Annotated in this window: 2 protein-coding genes; both read right to left on the bottom strand. The window is 42.8% G+C overall.

Translation table 11 applies throughout. The features are described from left to right. Positions 1-316 (bottom strand): hypothetical protein (locus AEAC466_RS45090; RefSeq protein WP_235074381.1); only part of this gene is annotated, 316 nt, incomplete at its 3' end. Between the two features lie 76 nt (positions 317-392). Continuing rightward, on the bottom strand, positions 393-663 hold a 271-nt coding region (locus AEAC466_RS43450), incomplete at its 5' end, for a pilus assembly protein (protein WP_031239718.1).

Below are 663 nucleotides of genomic sequence, written 5' to 3' on the forward strand. Positions count from 1 at the left end.
CCTCTTTGTTAAAGCTATAAACGATATCTTCCACTGACAATGGCAATAATCCATATTTACTGATTTTATGTTTCCACGGATAGCCTACATTTGAAGAGTAAGTCATTGCCATATAACACGGTGAAATGATACTGCACGATATTTTATAATTATTTCCGCTGTCATAAGCCTGTTTTATCGTAAAGTTCATGGTGTTGTTTTTTTGATCATACTTCCAGTCAACAAGCATATTAAGCTTTGCCTGTGTAAAAACTGGAAAAAAAGCTCCGCAAAGGAGTAAAAAAAACAACACATTTTTCAAATATTGAAAATTCATAAAAACTCCAGAGCATAACTAAAAACAGGTAAGGCAATAGGCTCTATAAATCATCCATGTAGAGTTTCAACTCTAACTACTGATAGTCTGCCAATAATGTCGCATTAGCACTAAACGCCTGCGGCGTTAATCCGGCTCCCGGTCGTTTGATCGGCACGGCTTGCAACGTCGGCGGATTGGCAGCATCTATCGCCACACGTTTATTCAGAACGAAAGCATTCCCCGCCAACAACAGACGCACAGCCAGATCGGGAACGTTGGTCGGCACGGCAGCGTTATCGAACCCACTGGCGGTGGCTACCATTGTTAATCCCAGCGCCTGCCCATTGCCACCCGGCTCACACTCG

The sequence above is a fragment of the Asticcacaulis sp. AC466 genome (assembly GCF_000495815.1).
Classification (GTDB): Bacteria; Pseudomonadota; Alphaproteobacteria; order Caulobacterales; family Caulobacteraceae; genus Asticcacaulis.